The sequence below is a fragment of the Xanthomonas sp. NCPPB 3005 genome, from assembly GCF_041228095.2.
Lineage (GTDB): Bacteria > Pseudomonadota > Gammaproteobacteria > Xanthomonadales > Xanthomonadaceae > Xanthomonas_A > Xanthomonas_A bonasiae.
The window spans coordinates 3834075-3856024 of record NZ_CP166096.2; the positions used below are offsets into that span (position 1 = coordinate 3834075).

Sequence of the window (21950 nt, forward strand, 5' to 3'; positions counted from 1 at the left end):
AGGAGGCTGGCCCTTGCGGTCGGGACAGCGAAGCTAGGATTCCCTTCAAGAGGCCCAGCGCTGGTGGAGAGCAATGATGTGCGACTCCCATGCCGGTGATCGAAGAGCCAAGGGGACTTGAGTGCTGGCTGCGTGCAACGTTGCCCATGGTCCTGGCGTGCTTTGCCGGCTGCTGGCTTGCCGCTGCCGGGAGCGTCCGCTCACTGAGAGTGCTCATGCCCACAGCATTCAAGTTCGGCAGTCCCTGGTGCGCGTCTCAACCTTGGATTGCAGAGCTGTGGGACACTCAGGCCGTCTTCGGAGCCGCCCCCAGCCATGCGAATCGAACAACGAAAAGCTGTCCGGACCTTTTGGATGAGAGTGAAGCCACTTGCAGCGCTGATGGCCATATCGCTTGCCGGGTGCGCGGCGGGTGGTCCGGTCGCGAGCCAGCCCATCGAAGGCCCCGTGCGGCTGGGAGAGATTGCCGCGGTCGATGGCCCCAGGGTGCGTCCCGACCGCGTCATGGAAGACAGCCGTTGCCCAGCTGACGTTCAATGCATCCAGGCCGGCCGGCTGATCGTCAGGGCAACAGTGCTTGGCGGCGGCTGGTCCAAGGAGGTGGACCTCACGCTGGGCGTCCCCGTCCCTGTTGCTGATGGCATATTGACGCTCGTGGACGCCACACCCGTGCCCGTCGGCAGCGGGACCGCCGCATCCGCCGCTCGCTTCACATTCAAGTTTCAGGGCGGCCGTTAGTCAAAGTGATCGAGGTGCCGGCGTAGCGCTGCTCAGACGAGCCGCAGGATGAGCGGCCATCGGTCCCGCTCCGCCCCAAGGGCATTTCGTGAAGCACCAGGCCTCTTCCACCCTAGGCATCAGGAATTTCTGAGCCAGCGGTATCGCCCTCACCCTTAGAATAATAAATAAAACTAACAATAATAATCTAACATTTAAGATATATTCACCTTAAAGCCGCGTCCTCAAGGTTATTTAGTTAGCTTATTTACTGCAAACAGTACGCAATTGACTGCGATAAATCGACACAAATTCTCTCGAAAACCTTGGTTTACAAGGCTTCTCGCCGGATAACGAATTGGCGGATTCGGGAAGCACCCCATCGGAGAGACCCTAACACCTGAGGTATTCGTCTACACCGCAAATTTTTGTATCGCCCCCATTGACGAATTCGCGCCCTGTTTTATCCCTACTTCCATCTCTCGATGGAAGTGACCCATGACCAGCAACCCCTCCGCAACACTCAACGATTACATCGCCTCGCCGTTCGGCCTCCTGCATTTGGAAGGCATCCACATCGGCCGATTCCGCATCGACCGCGCCATCATCCGAGGCCGGGAAGCCGCCATCAACCTGCAGGAATGCATCCTCGCCGCGCTCGACGAAACCGGACGGAAGAGTGGCCTCAAGAACAGCACACGCTACCCCGCGCAGCTGCCCATGGGCACGCCTTCGCGCCCCTTGGCCAAGGAGATCGAAGATCATCTGGAGGACATGCGTCGCCGCCAGCTCGACCCGAAGACTGTCCAGTCCACCGAGCGAACGTTGAAGCTGCTGCTCCTTACCTGCGGCAATATCTCCGCGGCTCGAGTGGACTATCACCACATCCAAGCGCTCTGGAAGCTGCTGCGCTGGGCCCCAAGGAACCTGGTGTCGGATCCGCTGCTGAAGGATCTTAGCTTCGACGAAGCCATCGCCATGGGAAAAGAGCAGGACGTGCCGCCGTTGGCCCCGGCCACCGAAGAGCGCCACCGCAGATTCCTGGTCGCCTTCTTCAACCACCTCTTCAACGGACAAGCCATCAACTCGTCACCGATGAAGGCATTTCGAAAGCCGAAGGAAGACGACACCATCGACCCAGAAAAGGCCATCCGCCTGTTCGAGGACGAAGATCTCCAAGCCATCTTTGACCCAACCACCTTCGTGCCCTGGGCCAAGAAGCCCCAGTATTGGTGGGCCCCGATGATCGGCTTGTATACCGGTGCCAGGGTCAATGAAGTCTGCCAGCTGAAGCTGACCGACATCATTGAGGAACGCGGCATCTGGTGCATCGCCTTCCAAAAGACGGTGGACAAGGACTTGGCTGCCGACCCAAAGAAAAGGCGCCGGTGTCGGCAAAGCATGAAGGGCGCGGGCTGCATGCGCATCATCCCCATCGCGAAGCCGCTCTTGGAGGCAGGCTTCCTGGAGTTCGTGGAGGACATGAAGGAAACGGGCCATCCTCGACTGTTCCCGCTGCTCTCCGCTGGCGTGAACCGCACCACCGGGGAAACCAACGCGCGTTACAGCCAGCAGTTTGTCGTGGACTTCGGGCGCTACCTCAAGTCTCTAGGCTTTGCTAAAGGCATCGGATTCCATGCCTTCCGCCACACGCTGGCGACGGAGCTCGATGTCAACGACGTTCCCGAGAAGGAGATTGCGCTGGTCACAGGCCACAGCACCGACCCCCGCGACCGGGTTCAGGTCCTACGCAGGCACTACCTTCACAAGAAGCCGCAGGTGACGCGTAGCAAGCAGATCAGCGCTTTGGAGCTGTATCAGCCCAACGTGGAGTTGCCGCGCTACCAGAGAGGGCAGTTCGCTTCGTGCCTGGCCGACGCCAACAAGTTCCACCCCTAAGAACTACTTGCAAGAGGCCCTTCTGCTGTGCTAGGATTTTTCCATACCAGCGACTAGGAGTAGCTCCAGTCTAATGTCTGGTCCCTAGGGCGTTTCATCTACTTACGCATGCCCGGTCGCAGGCTTACGCCCGACCGGGCATTTCGTATGTGCGCTTTAGAAAGGGCAATCGGCTACGCTTCACTAATCGACGATTGCACAAGGCAAGTGATCCATGACCCCACGGCCGCTTCAACAGCTGTTCGACGCCATGTATCACGGGAAGTATAGATTCGAAGAGTTCCTGGCACTCAAGCCACAGGAGCACTACAGCCCGGTCCGCTGGAAAACGCGGACGATTTACAAGCCCTCTAAGACCTTGAAGGATTTTCACTTCTTTCTTAACGGGTTTCTCCTTGAACATCTTCCGGTTAACACGGCTGTTTCCTTCGCCTACCGCAAAGGGTCGACCCTTCTGCAGGCAGTGGAGCCGCATTCCGGGAGTCGCGCCTTCTTCCAAACGGATTTAGAAAGGTTCTTCGACAGCATCACTGCGCCGCTGGTTCGGACAGTGCTCCAGGGAACTCAAACACCCGTGGCGGACCTCTCCGACCACCTGGAGCACATCCTTGGGCTGCTCACTATCGACGGCAAACTCCCCATAGGCTATTCAACCTCTCCACTTCTGAGTAACGCTTGCTTACTGGACTTCGACCAGCGCTTGGCTGAAATCAGCCAAACACGCGGCTGGATCTACACTCGATACGCAGATGACATCATCATCTCTGCGAGTGATCGCTCAGCTATTGCGGATGCAAGCCAAGTCATTGAGGAGTGCCTCACTTCCAAACTTGGAGATGGCTTCAATCTCAACCAAAGCAAGAGCAAGCTAACGACTATCGGTAGAAAGATTAAGCTACTGGGACTAGTCATTTTGCCCACAGGGGCCATTGTCATCGATCGAGATGTCAGGAACCGGATCGAATCTTGGATACATTTTTACATCCGCGACCGCTCGCGCCTTGCGAAGATCTTTGAAGAGGAGCGCGGCGAGGGAATGGAAGAAGGCCTGGAACGGCTCAGCGGCCTGATCAGCTACGCATATGCAGCGAATCCCGCCTATTTCGAGAAGCTGAGATCCAAGTTTGGCACCACCATCATCGATAGCCTTCTCCATAGGTCGGCCCAATGAGCCGCCTTCAGGTAACCCTTGAAGCCATCCAGCATGTGGCGAACCTAAACCTCGATGTGGATCTGGCGACGAACAGCCTAATGTGCATTGTCGGCCGAAATGGGGCAGGAAAGACAACGCTGGTAAGAGCCCTCAAGAACCTATCGAACGCAGACACGTTTGTGAGAACTGCCACGCCCTACGCTTTCTCGGCAAACAGTCGTATCGTCTATGACCTCGATGGGGCGAAGATCACCTTTGCTTATGACAGTGAAATTCGCTCCCTTAACTGCCGTGACCAAATCCCTGCGGCACTGCGAGACCTCATAGCAGCCGAGCTCCCCATGCCTTATGGGGCCCGATTCAACTTCTTTAGAAGCGCCAGTGAGGCCGATCTAGACATTCGGAAATCCATTGCTCTGGAAACCTATCGGAGCCCTGATGAGCTAATCAGCTTTCTCAACTCGGTCTACGAGACAGACCACTACTCAAAAATGGTTGAAGTCCGGGTTAAGGGGAAAAGCTTCTACGCTCTTGTTAGGGAAAACGGCACTTACATCCGCGAGGACTACTTAAGCTCTGGAGAGCACTTCCTCATCAATCTCTACCGAACAATCAAGGGTCCATCGAAGCTCTTGGTGATCGACGAGATCGACCTATCACTAGACGCGGCAGCCCAAGCGAACCTTCCTGCTTGGCTGCGCGGGTTTTGTGCTCAATATGACCGCAAAATTCTTTTCACCACTCATTCCCTCGCCCTCATGCAACAGCTCGAAGTCGACGAGCTCTTCTACATGGATGGTGAGGCTGGCCACGCCTCTATCAGGCCTACCTCTTACAGCTATGCAATGGCGAGACTGTTCGGGTTCGTCGGATTTGACAGGTATATCGTGGCGGAAGACAAGAAGCTTATTTCGCTAATCCACCACCTTGTCAAAAGGTACTGTCCAACAACGCTACTGAGCTACAAGGTGATTTACATCGGAGGAGCGTCTCAAGTTGCGGGCCTTATCGAAAGCAATGAATCGGATCGATTCCTGGCGGCTCCGGAGAAAGTGATTGCGATCCTTGACGGCGATCAATACAAGGAAAAATACGCTCAACACGCGAGTATCCACACGCTCCCATTGGAAAGCGTGGAAAAAGCGCTATGGGCAGCCAGGCAAGATGATCCCGCGTTCCCTTTCATCACCCCACGAAACAACTTTACTAGCGACAAGGACTTCGAAAATCACCTTAAAGAGAAGAAAATCGCAACACAGGAGGAGATTTTTGATTACCTGATAAAGAGATACGAAGTCGACTTCCAGAAAATCGCCAAAATCTTAGATGGCCTCTTGCCACCTCCCCATGGTTGAGAGCGACTCAGTGGTTCCGCGCAGGCCCATTGGCGAAACCTTTCCCAGCTATTACTCCTCGGTGGCGCGCAAACTGTCTCGGACGAAGTCGCGCATCCTACGCAGCAGCTCCTCCTGCTCCTCCTCAGCTAGTTGCGACATCATCAAGATCGCCCCTGCCATTGGCTCACTGACAGCATGGAAGTAGGCCACAGGCAACTCCAAGGCCTCCGCCAGCTTTGCCATGCTTTCGTTGTCGGGCATGCGGTCCCCTCGCTCGTATCGCGAAATCCTGGGGGCGGCAGTGTTTTCGTCCTCAAGCCCGAGAACAGCCCCCAAGGCAGCTTGATTCATGCCCCGCGCAAGCCTGGCCTCACGAAGACGGCGGCCGAAGATTGAAGCTGGGGGCAGCGGAGCAGGCATGAAGGCCAACGAATGATGAATTGACCCGCAAGTCTGCCGCTTCCAATCCTGCGCTGCATTTGCCATATTTGCAAATGCCGCCAGGCCGGCGGTCTACAGGGGCTTTTCCTATGAAGCACGCAGGACAAGGAGCGTTCGTTGCGCTCCTGGCATTGACGCTGGTCGCTCCCACCGCCGCCCAAGCCCAGGACACCCAAGCCCAGAAGCCTGGCTTCTTCCGGCAGCTCGGCGGCAGCCTCAAGGACGCCGGCAAGCAAATGGTGGGCATCAAGCCGAATGCAGGGGGCAAGTCCACTGCCCAGGCCGGCAGTAGCGGCAGCGGTCCTACCTACACGCCCCTCAGTGGCGCCGGGAAGCTGCCCGGGCTCTTCAAGGGCGACAACCACCAGGCGGCACAGCTCGGGAAGCTGGAGTGGCCCCGGGTGGCGCTGACCTACGTCGAGTGGGGCGAGAAGCTGCCCTGCTGGACCGTCGAGGCTCGCATCTGGACCGGCCCCACTGCCTCGAGCGTCGAGACCTTCCGGGCCTGCGCCGATGCCCCGCTGGCTGAGACCGACGACTTGGGAGAGACAGCCGAGCTCAACACGTCGGCTCTCTGGAAAGGAAGGGACACCCTCAACGGCATTCGAGTGCCGTCCAGCAAGCCGAACACCAGCAGCCAGCGCTCCACGGGTCCCAACCCGCCGGCACAACCCTTCGTCGTCAACGTGAGCCGGCCCGGCGTCGCCGATCGCGCCGTCGACGTCGCCCTGCGCGTGGCCTGGGTCTCTGGCTTCCTCCAGACCGCAGATCTGCATCCGGGGGCCAGCGGCCTGCTGACGCCCCTCAAGGACACCCGGCTCTGGATCGCGGGCTTCAAGCCGGACGGGAACCGCGACAAGTAAGGCCCCCGCTTCGCCAACCCTACCCATCCCTCAGCAAAGGAACGACATGAAAAAAGCATGGATCGGCCTGGTCGCGTTGACCATGGCCTTGGGCCTCACCGCCTGCAGCGGCAAGCCGTCGGCCGACGACGCCAAGGAAGCATTCGTCAGGCTGCTTCAACAGAGCGGCGCTGGCCAAGTCACCGACATCCAGAACTTCGAACTCACCGGCTGCGTGGAAGCGGAGGGCGCGGACGGCTACCGCTGCGATACCCGCGGCCAAGCCGTGCTCAACATTGAGGGCCGGCAGGTACCGATTCCGCTGAGCAAGAACCTGCGCTACGTGCGGGAATCCGGAACCTGGAGGGCCTACGCGAAATGAAGACCAACCCTGACCCGATGGCCGGCACGCCGGCGGGTGCTGTGGCCGGTTTCCGTGGGGACGGCGCGCCACGCGCCGCTCCCAGGAAAGTAATGACGCCCCACAACCGGTTCTTCTGGTGGTTCTCGTGGACCCTGCTCCTGCTCGGGCCGTTTGGCTTCATCGTCGGGCCGCTGATGGCCCGGCGCGGCCTGCGGAAAGCGGAGCGCCTCTACCCGCAAGAAGCCTGTGCGGCTCGGCAGCGCGACCGGGGGTTCACTGCTGGACAGTGGTGGGTGATGACGCCGCTGGCTCTGATGGGGTCCTTCTGGATCTTTTCTCTCTTGAGCGGGCTGCCGATGGTGTTGCTGGTGCTGTGGGTGCAGCTGACCAGTTGATTCCGATAGAGCATCCGCATCAAAAAGCCCGGCAATCCGGGCTTTCTTTTTGCTCCATACCCTGCCCTTGTTGCATCGCTGTGGATGCCGGTTTACAGCGATGGCGTCTTGGGACCAGGTCACACCTTGGCCAATCCCCGGTTGACCCCGGCGGCGCTCTGTTAGATATCTGTGATCACCGCGTGCCACTCCGTGGCAAAGGGGCGCGGTGGCTGTATCCCCCACCACACTGGCCAACCGAGCCAGCTCTCGCTGTCTGCTTCACCTCCGTCAACTTGCGCGTCCTTCAAGAGGCAACGGCATCGCCCGTGCCTGCAGGGTTCGTGCGTCCCCAAAAAACACATGGAGATGTGCCGCTATGCGATTCCGGATCTTCCTCGCCGTATTCCTGCTCACCACGTTCAGCGCTGCTGCCCAGGCCCAGGTCGTCACCCTCAACAAGGGTGGCTACACCCTGACCTACGACTGCACCGCCCACACGGCCACGCGCTACGAATACTCGCTCAACGCGGACACAGGCTCCGCGGCTCGCCCGTCTGACTTCAACCTCGACACCACACTGCCCAGCGGCTGCGGCGGCCAGACCTCGACCAAGTCCTACGCCAGCGTGCGCTCGGGCTACGACCGCGGCCACTTGGTCACGTCCAACCACATGGACTACAACGCGACCTACATCGTTCGCGCCAACCTGATGTCCAACATCGTGCCGCAGGTGTCTGGCTTCAATCAGGGCATCTGGGTGCAGGCCGAGAACGTGGCCGAGTGCTACCGCGACATCAAGCCGGTGAAGGTCTACGGCGGCGTGGTCTTCGGCGACACGTCGAACGACTATTTCTTGTCGAGCCACGGCATTCGGACACCGGAATACTTCTGGAAGACGATCATCACCACCGACCCGAGCACGGGCGCGGAGAAGGCCATCAGCTGGATCATTCCGAACGAAACCGGGCTGGGTGCGCTGGACGACTACATCGTCTCGATCGCCGACCTGGAAGAGCTCATCGGTGCCAGCAATGTCGGCATCACGGCGTCGGCCACGGTGAAGAACATGTTGCCGAGTTCGACGTGGGCGCTGCCGAGCAACTGCGATCTGAGCTGAGCACGCGCCGGCGCAACACGCCCCCTCTAAAGCCCCAGGTCACCTGGGGTTTTCTTTTGGCAGGCTTGCCGCGGCCAGGCAGCAACCTAGAGGCCAGCCTGAGCCTCTAGGTAGGCGCCCCAACGGGATAGCGCCCTTAGGACGCCAACTCAGCTGGCGGCGTCATCCTTGAGCACGAGCAGCGGCTGGGCCGCGGCCGAGCCAATTGGCAGGCGGGATTCGGCGCCCGGGGTCACGACGATGACCGTGATGACGTCATCCTGCAGCGAGTTGATTTGAACGAACTTGAGGCCGGCCTTCTCGAAGGTGTAAGCCTTGAAGAGTGGCGACAGGCTGACGTTTTTCTTGCCAGGCGGCACGCGCTCCCCCATGCCCTCGATGATGTCGGCCGGGTTCATCACTTGGTCCGCCGCCTTGGCGACCGGAGAAAAGCCAGCAGCCAGCACGGCCAATCCGAGCAATGCTCCAGAGAAGGTTTTCATCGTTCGTTCCTTGACGAGAAAGCGTCGCCAAAACGCTACTGCTGGCCAGATGGGTGCGCAAGCGCAAGCCCAATGGCCGCTCAAAACGTCTACGAAGATAGACAAATGTGTGCCGAACAGCGGCCCTTCCTACGGCATTTCCAGCTTCCCCTAGACGCAAAAAGCAAAGGCCTCGCATTCGAGGCCGTTGGTTGTCGACGTCTGAGTGGAGGATCCCTGCCCCTTCCTGTAGTGCTTTCACGCGAGGGACGCGATGGCGTTTTCAGAAAGGCTGGTCCGCGTCAGGACTGATGCCGCTCCAATCGCTTTGGGATCTGGCTTTAAACAAACAACAACTTCGAGGAATGCAGCGATGTGGAACTACGACGACGATGAAGGCTTGTGGACCGACCAGAACTCGGGCTACTCCTACAATCCGATCGATGACAACTTCATGGAGGGCGAGGACATCATCGCATTGGATGATGTGCCATTGGCAGTTAGACAGGCCCTGGAAACCACCGCGGACAACGCCATCAAGCAAATCATCAGCGGCGCCAATCCAATCCTTCAACGCGGTGAGGTGGCGTTCACTGACGAGTTCGAGCAAGACCAAGAGGTGGTAGGCATTGAGCTGGAGGCGGCAACGGTGTTCGGGAGCGTTGGCGCCGGGCCATGCCTTATCGTATTCGCCACGGGCCCGAACGCCGATGGGAATGGCGTCTACGCGAATGGAGCACATCGCGACAATGCCTTCCTGCTGGGCGAGGAATTCTTGGACGAAATGAGCGCTGACATTTCGGGTGCACCAGCTTTCTACGTGCTCGGCGGGGAAGTCGGCAGCCACACGGGCGTCGACGGTGCCACCATGGACTATTCTCGTTACTACCCCTTCTTCCTCGCCTGCAAGCAATCCAAAGTCGTGTTTGGCGGCGTGACGTTTCCTTCCAACCCTACCGCCGATGATGCTACTTCCGCAGCGCTCACCCTAGTGAACGGCGCCCCGCAGGTCGGCTACTGGCTTTGACACAGTTCCCTGCCTAACCAAGGAGCCCTTAGGCACAAAAAGCAAAGGCCTCGCATGCGAGGCCTTTGGTCGTCGGCGCTTAGGTGGAGGTTCTGGCCCCCGTCCCCCAACCATGGTGGGTGAAGTGGCCTGGACGACGGGGAGAGTTTGGCTCTGGCAAGCCCTGAAGGGCAATCAGACACTACCCCGCCGCGATGTCAGAAAAAACCGCATGCGCCACCACGCCTCGGACTGGGATTGCGTTGCAAAGGAGCAACCTCTACCCGAGGTTATCTTGAAGTATTAATCACCATCAATCTTCAGCTCTCTTCTTATTGATGGACTATCAATGCAAATAGTCTTCCCAAGAGTTTCCCCGAGCTTATCAAAAACGTCCCACTGGTCCACAGACTCCACAGACGGAATTTCTATCTCCGTGTAAAAGTCGACCCTATCGCCCAAAACCCTATCCACGCGAACATACCATCGCCCATCACGAGCATGGGTATAAACCAAATGGCGATAATCTTCAAACATGGCGTTCCTCATTGTGGCCAGCCGTGGAAAGGAGGCTCAGGCCTATTATTGAGACAAGCATTCAATCTTTCTTCAGCCGAACCATAGCACCTCGCTGCGCTTCCTTTCTTGACTCGGCCTGCCCTTTCCGCGCGCCCCAGTCCTCTGCATGTCGCAAGCTCCGCTTCGTATCGTTGATGGCAGAACTCAGAGTCATCAGGTTCATTTGGGCACATCGCATTGCCCATCGCATGCCCAGTGACACCGCCAACAATGGAGCCGAGGGCTCCTCCGGCAGGACTAACGGCCATTGCCCCACCCGCCGCACATGCCGCAGCGCCTGGGCCTGAGGGGGCACATACAAATCCACCACCAATCGCACCAGCAATACCGCCGCCATAGTAACCAACAGCTCCTCCGCAGACCGCCCCAGCAGCCGTATAGCTGGCCACGCACGCCTGATCCTTTTCAAGCCCCAGATGGTCAGAAAACATCAACGAACTGGAGTCTACATACGCGTATGTATTGATCCCCCCGGTCAGACCTTCTGGATCACTCTGCCCATAACGCCCACTGCCCGTGTCGTAGTCTCGGAAATAGTTCTGGTTGAGCCCTGTCGCACCGTCGTAGCGCTGGCCGGGAAAACGCATACCGAACACGAACGCCGTGCCATCGCGATCCGCATCTTGGTCCGGCGGCGTGTTGCCGAACGCCTCGCCCTTGAGGTCCCAGGTCCAGATCGCTACATCGCGCACCGGGTCGATGACCGTGCGCGGGGTGCCGAGGTGGTCCGGCTGGATGTAGTTCAACGTGGTGCCAGCCAGCACGCCCACCGGCAGGTCGTCGAGCCAGATCGCCTGCTGGAGCGCCTTGCCGTTGGTGTCGTAGTCGCCCAGCCAGTGGCCGGCTTCGTCGTAGACCGTGTAAGTGTTGGTCGTGCCGAGGAAGCGGCGCACCTGCTCACCGCGGTCGTTGTAGCGATACTCCATCGCCAGCGTGCCGCTGCGCGTGGCCTGGCTCAGGCGCCCGGTCGCGTCGTAGGCGAACGTGCGTGTCGTGCCATCAATGGCAGTGGTGTTGCCCGCGGCGTCGTAGCTGCGCGCGGCGCCGGCCACATTTGCCAGGCGGTGGCTGTCGGTCGGGTAGCTGTAGGTCTGGGTGCTGCCGTTGACCTGGGCGCTCAGCCGGTTGCCGGTGGCGTCGTAGCTGTAGCCGTCGATCACGGCGCCGGTCGGGCCGTCCTTGAAGGCGGTCAACCGGTCCAGGTTGTCGTAGCCCAGGCTAACCACGGGTGCCGTGTTGCCCGGCGCGGTCAGCGCGGTGAGGTTGCCGACCGGGTCGAAGGCGAAGCCGATGTTGAGGCCGTCGCTGCGGCTGTCCTGGATCGCCAGCGGGCGGTAGTCCTGGTCCAGCACTCGCTGCATCGGCCGCCCGTTGCCGTAGGACCAGCCGGCGCTGGGGCCGAACGGATAGTAAATGGCGCCGCCGAGCAGCGTCTGCCGGGTGCCGCCTGCGACCGTGACGCCAACTTCCGTCGCCTGCCCCAGCGCGTTGCGCACGTAGTCCACTACCGCGCCGTCCGGATACGTCACCCGGCTCAGGCGGCCGCCCTTGGTGTAGGCGTAGCGCACGGTCAGCGCCTTGCCGTTTGTGGTCTGCACCTTGCGCACCACGCGCCCGAAGCGGTCGTAGCAATACTGGGTCAACCCGCTGCCGTCCTGCAGCTTGCTCAGACGCCCCAGCGCGAAGGTTTCGCCGGCCGGACAAACGGTCTGGCTCGCATCGTAGGTGTAGGTGGCGATCAGCGCCTTGTCCGCGTAGGTCGCCTTGGCCAGGCGGCCGAGCACGTCGAAGACGTAGTTGGTCTTGGTGCCGCGCGCGTCGGTCTGGGTCGCGAGGTTACCGGCGCTGTTATAGGTGTAGTTGGTTACGCCGGTGTCGGGGCTGGTCAGCTTGAGCACGTCACCGAACCCGTTGTATTGGTAGCTCGTCGCCAGGCCCTTGGGATCGGTGACCTTGGTGGTGCGATCGAGGGCGTCGTATTCGAACTGGGTCTTCGCAGCGATGCCGCCGACATCCTGTAGGGTCTGCTTGACCCGGTCCAGCGGGTCGTAGTCGGTCTGCGTCTTCCGCTTGAGTGCGTCGGTGACCAACTGCACGTTGCCGTTGAGGTCGTAGCTGAAGTCGGTGGGATCGGCCTCGGCGGTGGCCTGGGTCGCCAGCTGGCCGAGCTTGTTGTAGATCCGCGACAGCGTGTGCTTGAGCGTGCCGGACGCGTCCTTGGTGTCTTCCTTGAACCGGTTGCCGGACGGGTCCAGCGAGTAGTGGATCGTGTTGCCGGCACCATCGGTCACGTCGGTCAGGCGATGCGCGGCGTCGTAGCCGTAGGTGACGACCGTGCCGTCGGGGTCGGTGACCTTACTGACGTTGCCCACCTCATCGTAGGCGACGAGCGTGGTCTGGTCCTGGTCCGACGACGTGCCGTCGGCATTCGCGCGCAGCGTGCTCGATGCCGCCCAGCCGCGCGGGGTGTAAGTGAGGTCGCGAATCAGGCCGTTGGCGTCCTGGGTGCGCGACGGACGGCCGTTGCGATCGTAGGCCACATAGGTGGTGGCTCGGCCCAGCGCATCGACCACCTGATACAGGTCCCCTGCACGATGGCAGGCGCCGCCAACGCTGGCGCAGCCGGATTCGTCGGCGGTCAGGTAGTAACGGTAGGTGGTGGTGTCAGCCACGTCGGTGCGCGGGCCGTCCTGGCTCAGCACCAATCCGATCTGCGGGCACTGCGTGCCATCGACGGTATCGCAGTAGCTCGTCCGCCACTGGCGCACGCCGGACGGCGCGTTGGCGGCGCTGCCGCAGGTGTAGCTCATGGCGGCGGACACGGACGGATCGACTTCGCAGCGTGCGGTTTGCTGGCCTCGTGCGTTATAGGTCCATGCGCTCTTGGCCGCCGTGGCACCGGCGGCATCGAGCACGATCCGGGTCAGCGGCACGCGTAGGCTGGTGTTCCAGGTGGTGTTGGTCGTGCGCTGCTGTGCCGTGCCCGAAGCGTCGATCTGCTGGGTGAGCAGGCCACCGGCTGCATAGGTGGTCTTGGTGATGTTGCCCTTGAAGTCGGTCGTCGAGGCAGGGTAGCCGTTGGCATCGTAGGTCAACGACTTCCACGGCTGGTTGCATTGCTCGCCGCACGCCACACTGGCACCGGTCGGCTTCAAAGCGCCATAGCCGCTATCGGTGTAGCTCAGGAATACCTTTGTGCCCAATGGCGAGGTGACCGTGGCCGGGATGCCCCAGTTCTGGGTCGAGGCCGCGTATTCGACCGTCGTGGCGTCGACATTGCCAGCGAAGCTCGACGAAATCGCCTTGCCGCCGCTGGCGTAGCTTGTGCTCTCGAAACGAACGCCCTTCTCGTCGATAACCCCGGTCAGGGCCGTAGGCAGATTGGCCTTGGAGGTGAGCGCTTGCTCGTTGTAGACGTATTGGCGCGTCTTGCTATCCGGGTATTGCACGGAGGTCAGGTTGCCGGTGGTGTCGTAGCCGTAAGTCAGCGTGCCGCCATCCGGCAAAGTGACCGTGCTCAGGCGGCTATTGCTGTCATAAGCGAAGCTCAGCGAGCGGCCACCCGCGTCGGTCACCCGCTGCAGCAGGTTGGGTGGGGTCTTGGTGCCGGGCACCGTCGGCGGATCGCTGTAGTCCAGGGTCAGCACCGTCTGACCCATGCGGTCGAAGACCGAGCGCAGCAGGCCAGCAGTGTCGTAGATCTCCGTCTGCTGCGTGGCCCTGACCTCCAACGCAAAGCCCAGCAACAGACCTGCGCTGTCCCGGCGCTCGGTCAGGATGTCGGGCATGTCCGGATCCGTCGTCCACACTCCGTTGCTCAGGCGGAACCGTTCCACGCCGCCATCCGGACGCCGGGCCTCGACCCGGCTGCCGCCATTGGCGACGCCAGACAACATAACGTCCAGCGTGCGTTCGAACGAGTGGCGCCACTGCTTGCCCAGCGCGACCGAGGTGACGAAGGTCTTGCTGTTGTAGAAGCGGCGCAGCGTCAGCCAGGTCGGCGAGTCGTAGTCGGTGTCCTGACGGAACATGTTGCCGGTGGCGGTATTGATCGGGTCGCCTTCGAAGGAACTGCCCCGATGCACGCCACCCTGTTTCAGCGCCGCGTCGCCGCTGCTGCCATGCGGGCCCGTGTTGTCGCCCTGCTGGCCCAGGCCGCCGGTGCACATGGCGTTGCAACTGCCCGCATTCTTGGCTGGCGACCCCTGGCCTGCGATGTTGTCGTTCGCATAGACCCGCCCCCACTCTCTCCCGTTTGAATAAACATAGGCAGCAGTGAAACCGTCGCTGTAGGAATCGGTAATGACAGGCGGGTTGACGCAACCTCCCGTGCCGCTTTCACACAGCCGCATGATCCCGTCATGGATGAACTGCACCGCTTGACCAACCGTCGGAAAGGCGGCCGAGCCGCTCGTAGAGTTGGCCGAATAGGGTGGCCCGTATTGCGGCTGCGGCGCCGCGTAGCTCAGCGGCGAAACCAGCATCCCGGCAAGCAACAACAGGCAGGCCACACCGATACGGCGGGAGAGACGAACGTGGGGGTTCGACATAGCGTCATCCTTGAGCTTGGATAGAGTTGTAGGCGATGACCGCGGTGCGCGGGCATTGCCCGGCACCGACGAATCGTATCGCTCCTTTGTTGCAAATTCTGAGACGCCAAAAACTTTTTTGCTGGGCCGACCGGCCCAGCCCAGCTAGCCGCCCGGCAACTCCGTAGCGCTGAGCCCCTGGGCTCTACGACGCCCACCGCTCTGCCAAGCTCATAGATGAGCTGCGAGCTTGCGCTCTACCGATAGCGTCTTCCTACAAAGGGACCAGCGCTTAGCCCGGATACTTCGGAAACTTCTCGTCCGGGTGACCAGCCTTCCACTGCTTGTAAGCAGCAGTGCCCTCCCATGCCGTGAAGGCGCGCGGGGGACGGCCCCGGCCGCTCCAGGTCTCATGGGTATGTGGCAGCCAATATTTGGGGGCGACTTCCTTCTTGGCCTGGTTAGGAGCGGACTTGGGACCGCGGCCCGGGCTGCTGGCGCCGATGGCGACTGCCAGTTCCGCCTTCTGCTTCGGGGTGAAGTGCTCGCTGTATTGGCTCAGCAGGCCCGTGATTTCCGCGACAGCGGCGGCGGCCTGTTCTTGGCGGAGAGCCGCTTCCTGCTCTTCAAGCTTGCGGAGCTCTTCTTCGAGCTTGGCCTTGGCAGAGGTGATCGACTCAATGGTTTTCTTACTCATTCAGCGCATCGCCTGTTAGGAACATGGGTCTTATCCCGGAGGTCCGGAGTTTAAAGGATTTAGCCACCAACTCGCTTGGACATTGCCTTTTCCAGCGACAAATAGCAGCAGCTTGGGGCTATGCTGACCATGCTATACAACTGCTCGGCATGGAGCCTAAAGGGGGCCTGAGCATGGGACTGTATCTACGCAAGAGCGTTCGGGTAGGGCCGCTACGGTTCAACCTATCCAAGGGTGGCGTCGGCGTGTCCGCTGGGTTCAAAGGGTTCCGGGTCGGCACTGGGCCTCGGGGCAACTACGTGCACATGGGCGCCGGCGGCATCTACTACCGCGCCACCATCCCTGCCGGATCCTCGAGCTCGAGTCCACCTTCACCACGTGGTCCCGCCCGCCCCGCTTTCGGAGCCCCGCCCTATCCAGCCCCTACCCAGCAACCACCCGACTTCTCACATACCCATGGCCCGATGGTCGAGATCGACTCGGCCAACGCGACCACGATTGTGGACTCGTCCTCCCAGGCATTGCTGGAAGAGCTCAACGCCAAGAAGCAGAAATGGCGCATCTGGCCAGGCGTTGCCGTGGTTTCGTCGCTGGTGCTTCTGATCGCGGCCGGCAACCAGGCCCCGAACTGGGCACTGGTCGTGCTGGCCATTTTAGCAATGGGAGCCATCATTGCGGCGCACCAGAAGGATCAGCTTCGGAAGACCGTGGTTTTGATGTATGAGCTGGACGAATCGATGGAGAAGGCCTTAGAGGCACTCCACGCAGGAGCGAATGCCCTGGCGTCGGCCAGCGCTACTTGGCATGTGTCCTCGCATGCAAAGGTGTTTGACAGGAAATACCATGCTGGGGCAGGAACCGTTGTCGAGCGAAAGCTGACACGATTTGTGTCGGCGCCACCTCCGTTTGTGCAGACCAACATCCAGACAATCGCTGTCAACGTCGGCACGCAAACCCTTCACTTCTTCCCAGACCGTGTCCTGGTCTATGACTCGAATGGCGTTGGCGCGGTGAGCTACCAAGGGCTACAGGTCCTGGTGTCATCCACTCGCTTTGTCGAAGACGGCGGCGTTCCGCGTGACGCGACGGTCGTTGATCGCACTTGGCGCTATGTCAATAAGAAGGGCGGTCCTGACCGCCGCTTCAAGGACAACCGGGAAATCCCAGTGTGCCAATACGAGGAGGTCGCTTTGCGCAGTGATACCGGCCTCAACGAGCTCCTGCAGGTGTCCCGGCTCGGGTCAGCCGCTGGGTTCGCCTCAGCCATCGCGGGCCTGTCTCGAGTCATGCCGAGGGAGTTGGCCTGAACGAGCCCCTCCGTCAGCAGTGTCTTTTAAAGAACCCCGGCAGCCCTGGCGTCCGCTGTCCGCTGTGAGAAAGCATCCACCGCAGCACGCATGGCTTCTTCCAAGGACCTGCGACGGGCCATCGCTGCCTGTCGCATCTGAAGGATAGCGGCTCGGCCAGCCATCAGGTCCGCTTCGATCTGAGCCCTTCGTGATTGAATGGTCCGGTCCAGATCTGCGACCTGCCTGGGGTCGATCGCAGAATTAGGGTCGAAACGGAATCGCGCCTCCCTTTCCTGTCGCCACTTCAGCAAGCGGTCGGTCAGCGCCGGGCCAAAGCCTGGAACATTCAGAACTGCGTTGCGATTGACATCCGCTGCGGTCTCTATGTTGAACGACTCAAGCATCGCCTTCTTCGCTGCGCCAATCCCAGGAATGGAAGCCCGTTCAATCTCGAACTGATCCAAGAACTGTCTCAAAGCGCTCTGCCGACGATTATTGAACAGGGCTCGGTAGCGCCTCTCTCGTTCCTCCTGCAGACCGGCATGCTCATCGCGCAGCGGGCGAAGCTGATTTTGCTTCGACTGAAGCTGGGGGTCCGCCTGCTCTTGCTTCCATCGAGCGACGAGGCCGTCGTATTGGGCTTTCGCTTGCTGGTAGCCGGACGACAGCGGCCCCAGGTCCGAACGGCCACGACTGTTGATCCACGCGCCCATCAACCACCCCAGGCACGCCCACACTGGGGCTAACACTGCAGAAAGTGAGATGCCAAGCACCGCGATAAGCAGCCCCACCAGCCACCCTGTCGTTTTCCAGAAGGTGCGCCGGCTGCCCAAGGCTTGAATCTGGGGATTGGCAGGCACTGCCTTTAACTGAGGCAGCGCATGCATGGGTGGCAACACTGCCGTCGTGATATCTCGCCAAACCGAATCTAGGTTGAAGGGACCCGAGGGCAGATTGGGGATGACGACCTCTGCACCGCCAAAGAGCGCAATACCTGCGCGTTCAATCGGACACCATGGGCACTCAGCAAGCCCATTGAAATAGAAATGCGATGGCCTGGAAGAACACCGTTTGAAGTGCTGCTCCAGCTTCGTCAGGGCCTGGACCCAGTCTTCTGCCTTGGGGCGCTCGCCTGGCTTGGCTCCCTCGATGCCAAAGGCCTTTTCCCAAAGGCCTGCAACCCAAGGCGATGCCGCGGCCGGCGAGGCACTCAATGGCGGCGGGCTCATGCGGGTCCGCGCAGTGTCTTTGCCGTAGGCGTAGCGGAACTCAGGGATTGCCTTCTCGATTGGCATGTCGCCTGGCCCACTGTATCGGCCAGCAAAGGGATGCCGACCATTCATGAGCATCTGGAAAATCAGGACGGCCAAGCCGAAGTTGTCGTGGTTAGCGGTTCGTGTGACTTGTTTGAAGGCCTTTCCGTGGAGTTCGGGCGGCGTGAAGTCTTGGACGCCGACCTCACAGAGGAAGGTGCGCCCTTGGTGCGAAATCTGGAAGCTGTCTGTGTCGATCAGCTTCACGGTCGCATCGGGTGACACCCGCACGCCTCCGTGATTGACGTCCCCAACCAAGTGACCCGCTTGGTGGAGGACCGAGAACGCACGGGCCGTGTTCAAAGCCGCGCGAACGACCAGTCTCCAGTCGGCCTGAGGGAATTCCGCTAGACGGCTTTTCGGACTGTAGAGCTTATGAATGTCCTTCGACGTGCGAAGGTTGACCATGACGAAGCCACAGACCTTGCCATCTGATTGCCGCAAGACGTCAGTGGGCCAGGCGGTGAGCTGATCCAGCGCGGCGGTCCGCAGCGCGGCCATGGCCACCAGCTTGTCCGCTCTCTCACTGCTGATCGCCGCCAAATAGATCTTGGCGGCCGAGTCCGGCCTTCCCTCGACTTCAAAGACCGTCCCCTCGCCCCCCTTGCCCAGCTGTTTCCCCAGACGGACCGGTCCGGCCTTGCCAACCAGAACAGGTGAGGCCACTTAGGAGTCCTCGGCTAGCACCGGTGCGTCGGGCAGCTTCGCCAGCCGACTGGCAAGCAGCAGCGTCTTGTCGTCGTCCGTCCGTTCGCAGATCACCGGCGAGGAAAGATAGGCCTCCAGCTTGGAGGACAACTCTTCGTTGTAGCCCGGGCCATCCAGCGCGCGAACGGGCGCAAATATTTTGTCGAAGAAAGGCGAATGAACGCTCTGCGTCGCTTGGTGAAGCACCAAGGCTTCGATGCCGTCGGTGAACACCGCGACCTCATCCACGGGGCCTGTATTGCACGAGAATTCTGCGTTCAAAACAGCAGCTGGATCGGTGACAAAGACCGTAGTGTTGATGTATTCCCCGTGCTGAGGCCAGAACACATAGGCCCAGTCATCTCCGCGGGGGCGGATGACAATGGCCCCATCGCCCACTTGGAAGAAGCATGCGTGGGTCGGCGAGACGATGGCCGCCACCAACGTGCACGCATACTCTCTGACCTCCAACCCGTCGGCCGTGGCCCGGTGCGCAATGCGGGCCGCAACGCCGGCGAGCCAGTTCAAGACCACGTCCCGGGTTAGCTCCGCAACACCATGGCCGTCTTCAAAGTGATTGCGCACGCAGTCCCGGATCTCCGCCGCTGCCAGCTTTGCACCGGTTTCTGATTGCGAGGCACTTCCCGCGCCATCGGACGCCACCAAGAGCACGGCGCTGTGCTCTGGGAAGAACTCCTGTTCATAGGCGTCCTGGCAATCCGTCCCAAACTTGATGTGGGACGTGCCAATAGAGGACGCCGCAACGACGCGCCAGTCCTGCAGCTCCATTACACGCTGGCCCACCCGTCCGGGGCCGTGGGATTCACCAGAGGCACATTGTCGCCCGGGGTCGAACGGGACACTGCGCTCATGGAGTTGGACAGCCACTTGAAGAGTTCCTTGAACTGGAGCCCCTTCAGATTCAGCGGTGCACGCGTGGAGATCTGGCCGAGGATGTGCATGTCTGCCCCTTGCACGCCAACCGCGAAGAACTGAAAGTTCTTCGTCGCTTCCCCTTCCCGGACCAAGGCTGCGGCGCGTTGCCACGAGTCAGTCGGCGTCCCGTCAGTAATGAGGAACACCCAAGGCCGGTAGTAGGAGACGCCGTTGGCCTTGTAGATCTCCTTGCGCTGCCGAACCATCTCCAAGCCCTGTTCGATCGCAGCGCCCATCGGGGTATCGCCAGTGCACGACAGCACGGGAGGATAGAAGCTGTCTGCCGTGACGAATTCGGTCACGGTCTGGACCGGGCCAAAAGTGACAATGGCAACCTCCACCCGCTTAGCGGCGAGCGAGTCCGAGTTCAACTCTTCTTGAAACTGCAGCAGGCCCGCATTGAGCTGCTCGATCGGCTTGCCAGCCATGGACCCAGAGGTATCCAACAACAGCAGGCAGGCGCAGCGGTTCTCAGGGTTCTCGGCAAAATCGCTGGCCCCAAAAGGAACCTGTTCAAAATCATTCATGACGCTGGATCTCCCTGTCCCTTGGCTTGAAGCGCCATCATAGCTCCGCCTTCCAACCCAATCTATGATGGGCTATGGCCACCCACCCTAACCCCGCCTCATTGCCAGCCTGGGCCCCGCAGGGAGTCGCGGATTGGGCTCCTTTGGCTGTCTCTGCAGCCGTAATCCTTATTCTGGCGACAGCGTTGATGGCGCGCGTCGCAGGCTCAGCAAGGGCCGTGCCAAATGGGAACGTTAAAGAAGAAGCCGCAGCGACAGCATCAGCGCTGCCGCCGTTGAATGCGGGAACGCCCGCCCTGTCGACCGAGAGGGTAGGAACCCTTCGCCTAGTGCCTACCGCTCAACTGCCGTCGGCAAAGCAGCCGGTGCAGGCCGATGCGCGGTGCCCACGCCCGGCTCCGTCCAACCTTTCGCCTCAGGCCAAGGAGGCAATAAAAGCCGGATGGCACGTCAGTGCCGACACTACGGTCAATGGTTTTCGGCTCGTCATGGTGGACGCGGGTGTGAAGAAGGTTTCCGCTGGCTGCGCGGCCATTGGAGCAAGCGCACTGGTGTTCAATGCAGGTGGGCTCATTGCCATTGCTTACGATCGCAACGCCAAGCAATCTTCAAGGCTGGGCTCACTGAACATCCTTCAAACGAGTGTTGTGCAGCTTGGGGCCTTAAAGGGACCTCTCGCAGAGCTGAGCGTCAGCGACCAGCAGATCCGGCTTAGGCCCTTGACCACAGACAAGCGGAACCGATCCTCGCGGTGATGGCTGGGTTGGCTCCCTAGCTCACCATGGCAGTGGAAAGACCTTTCTCGCTTAAAAAGGAGTGCGCGTGCTTTCCCGGGCCGGAGGAAGCTGCGCATCCAAATCCCGAGAGCGTTGTGCAGAGCGCTCTTGCGCCAAGCGCCCAGCCAGCTCGCCTAGAGCCTGGTCCATTTGCTGCGCAAAGACGTCCCGCTTGTCGCTGTTGACCCACGACATGCCGAGCACCTCGTTAAGCGTGGCATCCAATACGTCCCCGCCCTCCAAGGCGATCTCAAGCGCTTCAGCAGGCACGGTCAAGACATGGCCGAGGACACGCCCCTCCGCCACCACCCAGTGATGGGTGTTTTGCAAGCACTCCTTCACTGTCTCCAAGGCCAGCACTCGACCCGTTTTCCTGGTCATTCGAGCGACCTGCTCTCGCAGGGACTGGAGCTCAAGCTCCATTTCCAACTCCCGAGCCCGCTGCTTCACGCGCTCCAGTTCATCCATGAGCCGCCGTTCTTTGACCGTCTTCCCCGTTCGGGCCGACTGCCACTCTTCCAAGACGGAAATCAGATAGCGGACGTGCTGGTTGGCTCCGCCCTCGTTGTCCCCTGCCCCTTTTTGAAAAGCAGGACCCAATGGCGGTGTCCGCCGACGCCACTGGCCGAGGGTGTCGACATGGACACCAAGGAATTTTGCCGCTGCTCTACTACTGACCGACGGGGTCAGACCGACCCTGGCCCGTTCCAACTCCCTGTCCAGTGAAGCATCGACCAGCGCGCGGTATTGCTCCTTGCTACGAACGACCTCAATCATCCGGCCCTGTCTTTCGATTCCTGAGAGGAAGATAGTAGCGGATTTGGAAAGAAAACGCCCTTTTGCCTTATCTTTGATTGCACCCTTGACAGCCATAGCGAGCCGAATAGTCTTCAGCATCGGAAG

At 60.6% G+C, this 21950-nt stretch carries 19 protein-coding genes and 1 pseudogene; 12 read left to right on the plus strand and 8 right to left on the minus strand.

The features are described from left to right. The first annotated feature begins 354 nt into the window (after positions 1-354). The 4 genes from AB8810_RS16530 to AB8810_RS16545 all read left to right on the plus strand — a co-directional run bounded on the left by AB8810_RS16530 (position 355) and on the right by AB8810_RS16545 (position 5124). The gene (locus AB8810_RS16530) at positions 355-738 is read left to right on the plus strand and encodes a hypothetical protein (RefSeq protein WP_369916680.1); all 384 of its coding nucleotides are present in this window, start codon (positions 355-357) and stop codon (positions 736-738) included. A gap of 477 nt (positions 739-1215) precedes the next feature. Next, positions 1216-2616 (plus strand): site-specific integrase, encoded by a 1401-nt coding sequence (locus AB8810_RS16535; protein WP_369914258.1) that lies wholly within the window; start codon positions 1216-1218, stop codon positions 2614-2616. Positions 2617-2830: 214 nt separating this feature from the next. Next, on the plus strand, positions 2831-3787 hold the full coding sequence (locus AB8810_RS16540; protein ID WP_206228430.1) for a reverse transcriptase family protein: 957 nt from the start codon (positions 2831-2833) through the stop codon (positions 3785-3787). Beyond that, positions 3784-5124 (plus strand): AAA family ATPase, encoded by a 1341-nt coding sequence (locus AB8810_RS16545; protein ID WP_206228431.1) that lies wholly within the window; start codon positions 3784-3786, stop codon positions 5122-5124. Before AB8810_RS16540 ends, AB8810_RS16545 begins: the two co-directional genes overlap by 4 nt. Positions 5125-5175: 51 nt before the next feature. Here AB8810_RS16545 and AB8810_RS16550 read toward each other — a convergent pair whose 3' ends face one another. Further along, positions 5176-5592 carry a helix-turn-helix domain-containing protein gene (locus AB8810_RS16550; protein WP_369914259.1) on the minus strand — a complete coding sequence of 139 codons (417 nt, stop codon included), beginning with the start codon at positions 5590-5592 and terminating at the stop codon, positions 5176-5178. 44 nt (positions 5593-5636) lie between these two features. On the opposite strand from AB8810_RS16550, the gene AB8810_RS16555 reads away from it, so the two are divergent. The 4 genes from AB8810_RS16555 to AB8810_RS16570 all read left to right on the plus strand — a co-directional run bounded on the left by AB8810_RS16555 (position 5637) and on the right by AB8810_RS16570 (position 8247). Next, positions 5637-6410, plus strand: a complete 774-nt coding sequence (locus AB8810_RS16555) for a hypothetical protein (RefSeq protein WP_369914260.1) — start codon at positions 5637-5639, stop codon at positions 6408-6410. A gap of 46 nt (positions 6411-6456) precedes the next feature. Further along, positions 6457-6771, plus strand: coding sequence for a hypothetical protein (locus tag AB8810_RS16560; RefSeq protein WP_058363005.1), 315 nt, complete (start codon positions 6457-6459; stop codon positions 6769-6771). Beyond that, entirely contained in the window at positions 6768-7148 is a 381-nt protein-coding gene (locus AB8810_RS16565) for a hypothetical protein (RefSeq protein ID WP_369914261.1), read from the plus strand. The genes AB8810_RS16560 and AB8810_RS16565 overlap by 4 nt, the downstream gene beginning before the upstream one ends. Before the next feature lie 358 nt (positions 7149-7506). Then, positions 7507-8247 (plus strand): DNA/RNA non-specific endonuclease, encoded by a 741-nt coding sequence (locus AB8810_RS16570; protein WP_369914262.1) that lies wholly within the window; start codon positions 7507-7509, stop codon positions 8245-8247. Positions 8248-8396: 149 nt separating this feature from the next. Here the strand turns inward: AB8810_RS16570 and AB8810_RS16575 are convergent, their stop codons facing one another. After that, positions 8397-8729 carry a hypothetical protein gene (locus AB8810_RS16575; RefSeq protein ID WP_369914263.1) on the minus strand — a complete coding sequence of 111 codons (333 nt, stop codon included), beginning with the start codon at positions 8727-8729 and terminating at the stop codon, positions 8397-8399. A 352-nt stretch (positions 8730-9081) separates the two neighbouring features. Here AB8810_RS16575 and AB8810_RS16580 point away from each other — a divergent pair, with 352 nt between their 5' ends. Then, positions 9082-9735 carry a hypothetical protein gene (locus AB8810_RS16580; RefSeq protein WP_369914264.1) on the plus strand — a complete coding sequence of 218 codons (654 nt, stop codon included), beginning with the start codon at positions 9082-9084 and terminating at the stop codon, positions 9733-9735. Positions 9736-10259: 524 nt separating this feature from the next. Here the strand turns inward: AB8810_RS16580 and AB8810_RS16585 are convergent. Together AB8810_RS16585 and AB8810_RS16590 are read right to left on the minus strand one after the other, a co-directional pair. Beyond that, the gene (locus tag AB8810_RS16585) at positions 10260-14843 is read right to left on the minus strand and encodes an RHS repeat-associated core domain-containing protein (RefSeq protein ID WP_369914265.1); all 4584 of its coding nucleotides are present in this window, start codon (positions 14841-14843) and stop codon (positions 10260-10262) included. A gap of 271 nt (positions 14844-15114) precedes the next feature. Beyond that, a complete protein-coding gene (locus AB8810_RS16590) occupies positions 15115-15519 on the minus strand; it encodes an H-NS family nucleoid-associated regulatory protein (RefSeq protein ID WP_179570869.1) in 405 nt (134 codons plus the stop codon). Between the two features lie 173 nt (positions 15520-15692). Here AB8810_RS16590 and AB8810_RS16595 point away from each other — a divergent pair. Continuing rightward, a pseudogene (locus tag AB8810_RS16595) lies at positions 15693-15791 on the plus strand (DUF4236 domain-containing protein); the annotation flags it as partial. Positions 15792-15983: 192 nt separating this feature from the next. After that, positions 15984-16826: a hypothetical protein gene (locus tag AB8810_RS16600; protein ID WP_255432859.1), complete on the plus strand. Its 843-nt coding sequence runs from the start codon at positions 15984-15986 to the stop codon at positions 16824-16826. A gap of 26 nt (positions 16827-16852) precedes the next feature. Here AB8810_RS16600 and AB8810_RS16605 read toward each other — a convergent pair whose 3' ends face one another. Genes AB8810_RS16605 through AB8810_RS16615 form a run of 3 tightly spaced genes read right to left on the minus strand, consistent with a single transcriptional unit; the run spans position 16853 to position 20271 of the window. Continuing rightward, complete coding sequence (locus AB8810_RS16605; RefSeq protein ID WP_369914266.1) at positions 16853-18787, minus strand: hypothetical protein; 1935 nt, start codon at positions 18785-18787, stop codon at positions 16853-16855. After that, a complete protein-coding gene (locus AB8810_RS16610) occupies positions 18788-19597 on the minus strand; it encodes a PP2C family serine/threonine-protein phosphatase (RefSeq protein ID WP_369914267.1) in 810 nt (269 codons plus the stop codon). Beyond that, the gene (locus AB8810_RS16615) at positions 19597-20271 is read right to left on the minus strand and encodes a VWA domain-containing protein (RefSeq protein WP_369914268.1); all 675 of its coding nucleotides are present in this window, start codon (positions 20269-20271) and stop codon (positions 19597-19599) included. Before AB8810_RS16615 ends, AB8810_RS16610 begins: the two co-directional genes overlap by 1 nt. A gap of 329 nt (positions 20272-20600) precedes the next feature. On the opposite strand from AB8810_RS16615, the gene AB8810_RS16620 reads away from it, so the two are divergent. After that, positions 20601-21026 carry a hypothetical protein gene (locus AB8810_RS16620; RefSeq protein WP_369914269.1) on the plus strand — a complete coding sequence of 142 codons (426 nt, stop codon included), beginning with the start codon at positions 20601-20603 and terminating at the stop codon, positions 21024-21026. 51 nt (positions 21027-21077) lie between these two features. On the opposite strand, the gene AB8810_RS16625 is transcribed toward AB8810_RS16620, so the two are convergent. After that, the gene (locus AB8810_RS16625; RefSeq protein ID WP_255432855.1) at positions 21078-21944 is read right to left on the minus strand and encodes a nucleotide-binding protein; all 867 of its coding nucleotides are present in this window, start codon (positions 21942-21944) and stop codon (positions 21078-21080) included. Positions 21945-21950 lie beyond the last annotated feature (6 nt).

Excerpts from the sequence above, each read along its gene's own strand:
- AB8810_RS16625 (WP_255432855.1), bottom strand. The coding sequence starts at position 21,944 with ATGCTGAAGACTATTCGGCTCGCTATGGCTGTCAAGGGTGCAATCAAA.
- AB8810_RS16535 (WP_369914258.1), top strand. The coding sequence starts at position 1,216 with ATGACCAGCAACCCCTCCGCAACACTCAACGATTACATCGCCTCGCCG.
- AB8810_RS16540 (WP_206228430.1), top strand. The coding sequence starts at position 2,831 with ATGACCCCACGGCCGCTTCAACAGCTGTTCGACGCCATGTATCACGGG.
- AB8810_RS16545 (WP_206228431.1), top strand. The coding sequence starts at position 3,784 with ATGAGCCGCCTTCAGGTAACCCTTGAAGCCATCCAGCATGTGGCGAAC.
- AB8810_RS16600 (WP_255432859.1), top strand. The coding sequence starts at position 15,984 with ATGGTCGAGATCGACTCGGCCAACGCGACCACGATTGTGGACTCGTCC.
- AB8810_RS16610 (WP_369914267.1), bottom strand. The coding sequence starts at position 19,597 with ATGGAGCTGCAGGACTGGCGCGTCGTTGCGGCGTCCTCTATTGGCACG.
- AB8810_RS16555 (WP_369914260.1), top strand. The coding sequence starts at position 5,637 with ATGAAGCACGCAGGACAAGGAGCGTTCGTTGCGCTCCTGGCATTGACG.
- AB8810_RS16550 (WP_369914259.1), bottom strand. The coding sequence starts at position 5,592 with ATGGCAAATGCAGCGCAGGATTGGAAGCGGCAGACTTGCGGGTCAATT.
- AB8810_RS16560 (WP_058363005.1), top strand. The coding sequence starts at position 6,457 with ATGAAAAAAGCATGGATCGGCCTGGTCGCGTTGACCATGGCCTTGGGC.
- AB8810_RS16615 (WP_369914268.1), bottom strand. The coding sequence starts at position 20,271 with ATGAATGATTTTGAACAGGTTCCTTTTGGGGCCAGCGATTTTGCCGAG.
- AB8810_RS16575 (WP_369914263.1), bottom strand. The coding sequence starts at position 8,729 with ATGAAAACCTTCTCTGGAGCATTGCTCGGATTGGCCGTGCTGGCTGCT.
- AB8810_RS16590 (WP_179570869.1), bottom strand. The coding sequence starts at position 15,519 with ATGAGTAAGAAAACCATTGAGTCGATCACCTCTGCCAAGGCCAAGCTC.
- AB8810_RS16585 (WP_369914265.1), bottom strand. The coding sequence starts at position 14,843 with ATGTCGAACCCCCACGTTCGTCTCTCCCGCCGTATCGGTGTGGCCTGC.
- AB8810_RS16570 (WP_369914262.1), top strand. The coding sequence starts at position 7,507 with ATGCGATTCCGGATCTTCCTCGCCGTATTCCTGCTCACCACGTTCAGC.
- AB8810_RS16530 (WP_369916680.1), top strand. The coding sequence starts at position 355 with ATGAGAGTGAAGCCACTTGCAGCGCTGATGGCCATATCGCTTGCCGGG.
- AB8810_RS16580 (WP_369914264.1), top strand. The coding sequence starts at position 9,082 with ATGTGGAACTACGACGACGATGAAGGCTTGTGGACCGACCAGAACTCG.
- AB8810_RS16565 (WP_369914261.1), top strand. The coding sequence starts at position 6,768 with ATGAAGACCAACCCTGACCCGATGGCCGGCACGCCGGCGGGTGCTGTG.